This window comes from Methanospirillum sp. (assembly GCF_028679455.1).
In the GTDB taxonomy this organism is placed as follows: Archaea; Halobacteriota; Methanomicrobia; order Methanomicrobiales; family Methanospirillaceae; genus Methanospirillum.
Window position 1 is genome coordinate 1 of record NZ_JAJRBM010000102.1, and the last position, 10,144, is coordinate 10,144.

The window sequence follows — 10,144 nt, forward strand, 5'->3', positions numbered from 1 at the left end:
AATCTCATGCAGTTTAAATTCCAATCCGATCACAAAGAGCAGGATCACTGCTCCAAGGTGTGCGAGACTACTCACAAAATCGGTGTACTGAATCCATTCTAATGCACTCGGTCCCACCAGAATTCCGACGAAGATAAGACCAATGACTGCGGACTGATTAATTCGCGAAGCTATCAGATATCCGGCTAGCGCAACAAACAGAAGAAGGCTCATCTGAAATTCGGGTGAAATAAGTAACTCTTCCATAGTATCTCCAAAGTGAGACCCATTTAGGGGGTTTGGTATTGTAATTGTAGAGTACCTTTGTTCTCAGTGGAAAAAATGAATTCGATTAAAAAAATCACAGGTAACAGGTGATCACTTCGTCCAGACCAGACTTCTGGATGTATGAATCAGACACTTGGGAATACCTGAAATAATGAGGGATGAGAACTTGAGCGGAAATACCCCATGCGATAAAAAATAGAGATATGTATCTGATTACCAGGCCTCTGCAAAGGCGGTGTTGGTATAGATATCCTCAAGACGTGCTTTATGGCCGGTTTCCATCTTGGCAAGTTCATTGAAGATATTCTTCTGCTCATCATCAACACTGGCGGCTGCTAACTTCTCATACATCTGCTTAGCTTCTTCTTCCTTCTTGATGGCGAGTTTCAGACCATCAAGAGGTTTCATCTCGGTGGTAAGGACAGGACTTTCTATTGTGTCAGAGATATGGTAATCCTTTACCTCATCAAACCTGAGTTCTTTCCTGGCACCAGAAAGATACTCCTGGAGCGTCTTGCGGTGCATGGTCTCCTGCTCTGCAAGCTCCTTAAAGATGGTTTGGAGGGCTTTGTCTTTTACCCGTCCTGCAGTTGCGGTATAGAATGTGTACGACTCAACTTCCTTGTCGATTGCACTGAGCAATATCTTCTTAAAATCGGCTGTCTTCATGAATCTGTCCCCTTTTGTTTGTATCCGTATAAAAAAATTAGTTCTTGTAGGCAGATGCCCCGAGTTTCGGTTCAAACGCCACATCGACCTCTGATCTGATGGCATGTGAGAAGAGTGCCAGCGGAATATCCATGGCACAGAGTTCTTCACATTGTCCGCAGTTAATACAGGAATCAGAAATATGGGCGAACCGCCTCATATGGAACATCGGATTTGGTGGAAGCACACCATTGTCAACCATCAGCGAACTCTTCCCGTTGGCTTTTACGGCTGCTGACGAGCATACCGGACAGTTCTCGATACACGAGTAACACTTAATGCATCGTGATGTCTCGTTCCCGATGATACTCCAGAGATTGTTTTTCAGGGCAGTGAAATCTCTTTTACGCCATTTTTCACCGAGTTTGAGCATTGCACTCTCAACCTTGCCTCTCATCTCGATCCCTTTAGGTTCAGCCGGGCAGGTTCCGATAGCAACACTTTTCGCTGCCTTGTTGATCAGATCAGCACCCTTATCGCTGCAAATTTCAACGAAGGTAGCTTTTCCAGCCTTTTCACCGATGACGCCCCAGTTTCCACAGGCAAGATCTGCCTGTCGTGGAACCTTGTACAGACAACGACGGCAGTTGGTCCTTCTTCCATGCCCGTTATCTTCAAGCTCATCGATCTTAATGCCTTTGTGACCACCCTCATACTCGATGATAAACTGTCCTTTATCAATCTCCTCTTTATGAACAGTATCAGGATCGACCTTGAAAACATCCCGGATCATCTTTCGTGCCTTCACCGGTGCAACCGTTCCCCCACAGTTAACCCCGATGAGGAGCAGATTGTCAAGGTTAATCTCCTTTCGCTTGGCAAGTTCGTAAATCCCCATGAGATCGCAACCCTTGACCGTGATCGCGATCTTCTTATTCTTCGCCCCTTTAAGATATTTTGTAATAACCTTGGAGAGAAGTATGGTCCCACAATGAAGTGATCCTGCCGTATCTTTGAGTTCTTTGGGATCAGTGATATACGTGGGAACTGCATCATACACATCCTGACCCTTCTTTATCGCCAGGACTGCATCCACCATCTTGTTTTCAAGTGCATACTTGAGCAGAGCGGTAACGGCACCTCCACATTCGGCCTTCGCTGCAATTGCAGTGTCAGTAGTCCATGCATAGAGCATTTCGCCTTTTGCTGCCATATTCAGGCCTCCACAATTTTTTCAACTTTCACTGCACAAGCCTTTGACTCAGGAATCTTGGCGATTGGATCAAGAGCATTAATGGTCAGCATGTTAGCCGCACATTCAATAAAGTGGAACGGTATGAACATAACGCCTTTTTTGATAGTATCAGTGATACGAGCGGTAATCTTGATCTCACCCCGTCGACTGATCACTTTTACCATCTCACCGTTATTGACTCCCAGGGCTTTTGCATCCTCCGGGTTGATCTCAATCCATCCGGTAGGTTCCTCACGTTCAAGGCTTGCCGATCTCCGGGTCATTGTCCCGGTGTGCCATTGCCAGATGCATCGTCCCGTGGTCAGCAGAAATGGATAGTCATTATCAGGGCGTTCTTTTTGGTATTTGAACGGAATTCCTGACATGATCCCTTTCCCATCAGGTGTCCCGAACTTCTCCTTGTGGAGAATTGGTGTGCCCGGGTGCTCCTTGGTCGGGCACGGCCAGTGTAGTGCTTCAGGTTTATTCAGTCTCTGGTAAGTCATCCCTGCGTAGGACGGGGTGAGTGCTGCCATCTCGTTGAATACGTCCTCTGATGTTTTCCAGGGGAAATTTTCGGCATATCCCATCCTGGCAGCAATAGATGCAATGATCTCCCAGTCTCCTTTTGCCTCTCCAGGTGGATTCTGAGATTTTCTCCACATCTGGACCCGGCGTTCGGTGCTGGTCTGTGTTCCATCCTTCTCTGCATAGCAGGCGGCAGGGAGCACAACATCAGCAAGAGCAGAGGTCTCATTCATGAAGATATCCTGTACGACCATGAATTCAAGTGACTTGAGAGCATGTTCGACGTGAGTCAGATCAGGGTCAGATACCATCGGGTTTTCACCCATGACGTACAGGCACTTGATCTCTCCCTTCTTTTCAGTCAGGACATCCATCAGAGTAGTAACTTCATACCCGTTCTCGCCCTTTGCAATCCCATCTTTAAACTTCCATGCATCTGCAAATTTCTTGTGGGCTGCCGGATCGATAACCTTCTGATATGCGGTAAACACAACCGGCAGAGCCCCCATATCACAGGCTCCCTGCACATTGTTCTGTCCACGGAGTGCATTCACCCCGGTTCCAGGCCTTCCAAGGTTTCCGGTAAGCATCTGGATGAATCCACAGGACTTGACATTGTCAACACCAACTGTATGCTGGGTGATGCCCATCGAGTAGAGTATAGCAGAGGCACCGGATTTTGCAAACCATTCCGCAGCAATCTTAATGGAATTGGCTGGAACACCGGTAATTTTTGAGACCTTATCAAGGTTGTAATCCGGCTTCATAACCTCTTTTTTGAGGTCTTCGAAACCCGTAACCCGGTTCTTTATGAATTCCTTATCTTCCCATCCCTTAGTAATGATCTCCTGCATCATTCCGTTCAGGAGACACACATCAGTTCCTGAATAGAACTGAAGATGAAGATCAGCCTGTTTTCCGGTAGGAGTAAGACGGGGGTCTGCATATATGATTTTAGCCCCGTTCGCTTTTGCCTCCATGATACGGCGGCCGATGAGTGGGTGATTCTCAAAGGTGTTTGAACCAATAATAAAGACACACTTAGCCTCAGCAATATCACCAATAGAGTTGGTCATTGCACCAGATCCAAAGATTGCAGCAAGACCGGCAACGGTGGATGCATGGCAGAGACGGGCACAATGGTCAATGTGTCTGGTCTTGAACACACCACGGGCGAACTTCATCATCGCATAGTTATCCTCATTAGAGGTCCGTGCTGATGCCAGACAGGCACACTCATCAGGTTTGTATGACTTGAACTTTTCAGCGATGAGCGTGAGTGCCTCATCCCAGGATGCCTCAACAAACATCCCTGCTTTCTTAATCAGTGGCTTGGTGAGACGATCAGGACTGTTAATAAATTCATGAGCAAATGTCCCTTTCGGGCATAACTTCCCCTCGTTCACCGGTGATCGCTGATACGGTGCAATCCCGGCTACTTTTCCTTCATCTACCACTAAGTTAAATGAACATCCGGTTCCACAATACGGACAGGTTGTCTGTACATACTTCATTTCTTTCCTCACTTACGAACTTAAGGCAGCATGCGTAACCAACAAAAAGCGGAGAGATACATGGCATAAAAATGCCAGGATACCCGGCATCTTTTATAACCAGATATTCTTTCAAAGCGGTGAAAGAATTCCAGATCTCACTCTGCAGAAAAAATAATTCAGAAAGAAAAGGCACTCCTCTTCCAGCTGAGAAGAGGAGACCTCCTTCGAAAAATTTTGTGCTGGTACGGTCGTTACGTAAGAAGAGAAACAATACACGACAATGGCATAATACCCCATCTGGTGCTGAGTTGTGCAGGAGTTTACATGCCCTGATGCATACCGGATTAGGCTTTGTCAAGAGGCGCGATTCCTGCCTGACAGGCCATTCTCCCGGTGAGAAGTATGCTCCTGTTTCTCTCTGCAATGGATGTAAACATGCATCTGCCATTGTTGCCTATCTCATTCGGAAAGAAACAGCCCAGGCTCGTGTCCAATTTCCTGGTATGTTTCTATCCGTTCATCTCTTCTGTCATCAAAATCTCCCGAGTTGTTGTTCAAGCGGTTAAGGTGGAATACACCTTGAGCTCACACTATGTCTCTTCATAGTTCATTTGAAAGCAGAAGGAAACTTCCCGTTGTTGCCTATCTGCAGTGGATGACATCATAATTAGGCGATTATGTTGGCTGGTAAAAAACCTGCACAACAATTATGATGATCTCTAAAATGATACGTTATGAAGTGAACATACGTTGAGCCTGAAGGAAAATCAATGCAGGGAACGATAAATTTTTCGTATTTAAGAAATAGGGGAAAAGTAATGCAATGCATTGTTAATGCAGGACATGACAAACATATTATATTGACACGCTCATTTCCACCAGAGTGAAAATTGAGGGAAAAATAACAATACGAAATCAACTGCTATAGCTGATGCTAATATCGTATGCGTCTTTGCTATTACATTGATTTAGGCAATATGCCATAAGAAGAGGAGATAAGTATAAATCCCCTCTGAGATTTTCCGCTTGTTACGTAACTGACCTCGGGAAAGATCAGGATTCTCGGTGAATCGATGCCCAACATATTCTTACGATCAGCTGGTTCGTAAGTGAGCACAGATATGTCTCCCATATAAAAGAATAACGTGCCGATTTAGGAGTCCACATAACTTAATTTTTTATATTAAATGTATGATAATCACAGAATTTCGAAAATTAAGGATAAAGGTCAGCCATATCCGGAGTGGGCCAATACCGAATGAGTGATTTCCTGTCTGACTGGTTACCTGGTTTTCCAGATGCCATACTTTGGTGATTTTTGGTGATAATTGATAAATATATTGATCTAAATTGGTAAACTATATGAGAGATTAATAATTTTATTCGATCTTAAGGGCATCTCTCCTGAGAAGTTGATAATACTATATTCGCTGTACAATATACGCGATGCATATGAACAAAAACAGATCCGATCATTGTTTAAAACCGAAAAAAATCCCCCCGAAATTTCCTGTGCTGACACATTACAAATGATAAAAAAATGCGGAGTCACTACGAACAAAGTTCCAATATTACCGTTTGAGGATCACCATTCCTGCGTATCAGTCAGGATATTGCACATGATCCAAATCCCATCTCTCATCCCCGTTGATAAAGCGGGCCGGGGTATCAGAACTCCTGAGCCTGAAGGGATCTGAAACCGGGATACTGCTGAGGTAATCCTATGGTGACAAAAAGGAAAAGAACGCCACTTAATCTCAACTTAACACCATTATCTGATGCATTGCACCAGATGCATGAACGTTTCTCATGCACTCCCCGGATCACCAGAATCCCGGTGCAGAAGTCGTATGGCCGGATTACTGCAGAAGCGATAATCTCCCCCCTGTCGGTACCTGCGGCTCATCTGTCAGCCATGGATGGGATAGCCGTAAAATCCAGGGAGACTAAAAAAGCAACCGATCAACATCCGATAATCCTGACCGATTTTGAGCGTGTTAATACCGGAAATATTGTTCCTGCCGGTTATGATGCGGTCATTATGATTGAGGATGTGCAGGAGCAGGATGGTGGGTTTCTTATCCGCTCATCTGTCCATCCATGGCAGCACATCCGTCCGGTTGGTGAAGATATTGCAGAAACCGAGATGATCCTTCCCCGTCTCAGCAGGATTCGGGAAACAGATGTCGGGGCAATGGCAAGTTATGGAATCACTGCCGTACCGGTTCTTGATCTGAAGGTCGCTCTCATTCCGACAGGTAGTGAGATTATTCCGGTAGGATCGATGCCTGTTCCCGGAGAGGTTATTGAGAGTAATATGCATATGGTTGCTTCTCTCATCACCGCTGCCGGAGCAAAGGTAACTCATTTCCCGGTAGTACCCGATGATCAGGATATAATAAGAGCTACGGTTGAACGGGCGGCAGGGAATCATGATATTGTTCTCATCTCCGGAGGTTCTTCCAAAGGGACGAAAGATTACACCGCACAGATCATAGCCGATCTTGGAACGGTTATTGTCCATGGTGTGGCAATAAAACCCGCAAAACCGGTAATTATTGGCGAAGTCAAGAGCAAACCGGTTATAGGCATGCCCGGTTATCCGATAGCCTGTCATACCGTACTGCGTGAGATTGTCATGCCACTTCTTGGGTGGTATGGATTTCCTGTTCCTGCACCCGAGGTTATCCCGGTAGAAAGTTCAAGTGTGGTCCAATCCTCGATAGGTACTGATGAATTTGTTCTTACAACAGTTGGGAAAATTCAGGATCACTGGGTGGCGGTACCTCTTTCCCGGGGATCAGGCATTCAGATGAGTCTGGTCAGAGCGAATGCGTACCTGAAGATACCGGCAGATCAGGACATACTTGAGATCGGAACGACGACGACTGCTTCCCTTACAGTTCAAAAAAGTATTGCAGAGCAGGTTGTACTCATCACTGGCAGTCATGATCCCTCTCTTGATTATCTTGCCGATCTGGTTCGGGAAGATGGTATTCTGATCTCGTCATCCCATGTTGGAAGTATGGGGGGATTATCAAGCCTGAAAGGAGGATATTGTCATCTTGCTCCGATGCATCTTCTTTCTGCGAATGGTGAGTATAACATTCCGTATCTGCAGAAGTTTTACCCTGAAGGTGACCTTATCCTGATTTGTATCGGAGAACGTGTTCAAGGCATAGTCTCCCGGGATATTCTGGGATTTGATGATATCACCAGTCATCGGTTTATTAACCGTCAGAAGGGATCCGGAACCCGGATGCTCTTGGATCATCTCCTCAAAACGAATAATATTGCTCCAAAACGTGTCCCCGGATACGATCAGGAGGTGACCACCCATCTAGGGGTCTGTCTCGCGGTGCAGAACGGAGATGCAGATCTCGGAATGACTACCTATGGTGCTGCCCGGGCATTCTCACTCCCATTCATTCCGGTAAGTTCTGAACGATATGAACTCGTTACCACAAAACAGATGTTTGAAAAAGATGCTCGTATCAAAGCAATAGCCGAAATGATAGCCTCTCAAAAATACAAGAATGTCCTTATTCATCTTGGCGGGTATGAGATAGAACACACCGGGACAATTCGGAAGTTGAATCCGAAAAAAAGAGGCAGGAGTTCTCTTAATACAGATACTTCTCTTTCATGATCCTGATCATCCGATCCGTTCCTGCTTTCGTTGTTATAATTCCCATTCCGCCCTGGTAACGAGTTCCTGCTCTTCCATCATTGCAAAATAAGGAAGAATCTAATAATGGGGAACGTTGAGATATTCTAAATCAACAATATTATTGCCATCATGTCCAGGTAATAAATTAGGCCAATACCGGATTTTACTGAAATTTGATTAACACATTGACCTCTGGTGCATTCCCATCAGAATGGACAACTTCACAATCTCTCCATTTTCAAAGAGCCGATGAATATCAGGAAAATACTCCCAGGCCTCGATAATAGACTGAATCCAAAAGGGAAAACTATCTATTTCTTTACAGCGAGACTGAACTATCTTACCCCCTGATACAGGAGTGGAGGAGGAACAGAAATGGGAGAAAAAAAGAAACTTACTACCGCTGCCGGTGCACCGGTACCGGACAATCAGAATGCCATGACGGCAGGTCCACGTGGCCCCATGCTTCTGCAGGATGTCTGGTACCTGGAAAAACTTGCACACTTTGACCGGGAAGTAATTCCGGAACGACGAATGCACGCAAAGGGCTCTGGTGCATTTGGCACGTTCACCGTCACCCATGACATCACCAGGTACACCAAGGCAAAGATTTTTTCAAAGATCGGGAAGCAGACCGAAGCATTTGTTCGTTTTTCAACGGTAGCCGGAGAACGCGGAGCCGCAGATGCCGAACGAGACATCCGTGGATTTGCCATGAAATATTATACCGAAGAAGGAAACTGGGATCTGGTTGGCAATAACACCCCGGTCTTCTTCCTCCGTGATCCCCACAAATTTCCTGATCTAAACCGGGCAGTAAAACGGGATCCCCGTACAAATATGCGTTCAGCAACTAACAATTGGGATTTTTGGACATCACTTCCGGAGGCACTTCACCAGGTTACCATTGTCATGAGTGACCGGGGAATTCCTGCTACGTACCGACATATGCATGGATTCGGCAGTCATGCATACAGCATGATCAATGCAAAAAACGAACGGGTCTGGGTTAAATTCCATATGGTATCACAACAGGGAATAAAAAACCTGACCGATGAGGAGGCTGAAGCAATAGTTGCCAGGGATCGGGAGAGTCACCAACGGGATCTCCTTGAGAGTATCGATAAAGGTGACTACCCACGTTGGAACATGTTTATCCAGGTCATGACCGAAGAACAGGCAAAAAAGATGCCATATAATCCATTTGATCTGACCAAGGTATGGTATAAAGGAGAATATCCCCTGATTGAAGTTGGCGTGCTTGAACTCAACCGTAACCCTGACAACTATTTCCAGGATGTGGAGCAGGCAGCATTCAACCCGGCAGCAGTGGTGCCGGGAATCAGTTTTTCGCCTGATAAAATGTTACAGGGCCGGCTGTTTTCCTATGGGGATGCTCATCGATACCGTCTGGGAGTTAACCATCATCAGATCCCGGTCAATCGTCCAAAAAATGCACCTGCAAATCCCTCCCACCGCGACGGACAGATGCGGGTAGACGGGAATGCAGGTTCCGCGGTAGGGTACGAGCCAAACAGTTTTGGCGAATGGCAGGAACAACCAGAATACAAAGATCCGATGTTGGAATTGTCCGGAGCCGCAGGAGCATGGAACTTCCGTGAGGATGATTCTGACTATTACACTCAGCCGGGAAAACTCTTCCGCCTGATGAGCCCGGCCCAGCAGCAGGTTTTATTTGAGAATACTGCCCGTGCGATGGGGGATGCACCAGAGTTTATCAAGATTCGCCACATTAGAAACTGCCTGCAGGCTGACCCGGCTTATGGCAAGGGTGTGGCAGATGCCCTTGGCATCTCCCTGGATAAAATCCAAAAATAAGGTAACTGGTTCATCCTGTTCTGATAAAACAGAATGGATCTTCGGCAGTAAAATCTCCAGTCTGGCGGAATGCCCGTACCCGGCACCCTCCTCCGCAGAGATCGAGGTACGAACATCCCCCACATTTTCCGGTCAGCTGCTTGGATTTATTTCTGAACTGACGGAGGATCGGGTTCTCCGGGTCGTTCCATATCTCTGAAAATTGTTTTTCCCGGATTGAACCAATATGAAACTCGGGCATCTGGGCAAACTGGCAGGGGTAAACATCTCCGGAAGGAGTAATATTCGCAACCCTGATTCCTGCACTGCACCCCCCTTTCATTGAAGAAACCAAATTTCTTGCTTCAGGAAGATCTTCTGAACCTTCCTGCTCCATCCACTGAAGCAGGTCAACAGCATCCTGTGGTCCGTCTACCGTGAGAAATTCCATAACCAAGGGATCTGTCTTTTTTGCATACTGCT

At 46.2% G+C, this 10,144-nt stretch carries 7 protein-coding genes; 2 read left to right on the forward strand and 5 right to left on the reverse strand.

The genetic code is table 11. The annotated features are described in order from the left end of the window. From LUQ50_RS03305 to fdhF, 4 genes are all read right to left on the reverse strand, one after another. Positions 1-246: cation:proton antiporter (locus LUQ50_RS03305; protein ID WP_300036148.1), on the reverse strand; the 246-nt coding region annotated here is incomplete at its 3' end. A gap of 234 nt (positions 247-480) precedes the next feature. Further along, complete coding sequence (locus LUQ50_RS03310) at positions 481-936, reverse strand: ferritin family protein (protein ID WP_300036151.1); 456 nt, start codon at positions 934-936, stop codon at positions 481-483. Between the two features lie 37 nt (positions 937-973). Next, a complete protein-coding gene (locus tag LUQ50_RS03315) occupies positions 974-2,128 on the reverse strand; it encodes a Coenzyme F420 hydrogenase/dehydrogenase, beta subunit C-terminal domain (protein WP_300036154.1) in 1,155 nt (384 codons plus the stop codon). A 2-nt stretch (positions 2,129-2,130) separates the two neighbouring features. Continuing rightward, a complete protein-coding gene (gene fdhF, locus LUQ50_RS03320; protein WP_300036157.1) occupies positions 2,131-4,191 on the reverse strand; it encodes a formate dehydrogenase subunit alpha in 2,061 nt (686 codons plus the stop codon). A 1,705-nt stretch (positions 4,192-5,896) separates the two neighbouring features. Here fdhF and LUQ50_RS03325 point away from each other — a divergent pair. After that, on the forward strand, positions 5,897-7,822 hold the full coding sequence (locus LUQ50_RS03325) for a molybdopterin biosynthesis protein (protein ID WP_300036160.1): 1,926 nt from the start codon (positions 5,897-5,899) through the stop codon (positions 7,820-7,822). A gap of 396 nt (positions 7,823-8,218) precedes the next feature. Beyond that, positions 8,219-9,682, forward strand: coding sequence for a catalase (locus LUQ50_RS03330; protein ID WP_300036163.1), 1,464 nt, complete (start codon positions 8,219-8,221; stop codon positions 9,680-9,682). Positions 9,683-9,692: 10 nt separating this feature from the next. On the opposite strand, the gene LUQ50_RS03335 is transcribed toward LUQ50_RS03330, so the two are convergent. Beyond that, on the reverse strand, positions 9,693-10,144 hold a 452-nt coding region (locus tag LUQ50_RS03335), incomplete at its 5' end, for an SPASM domain-containing protein (RefSeq protein WP_300036166.1).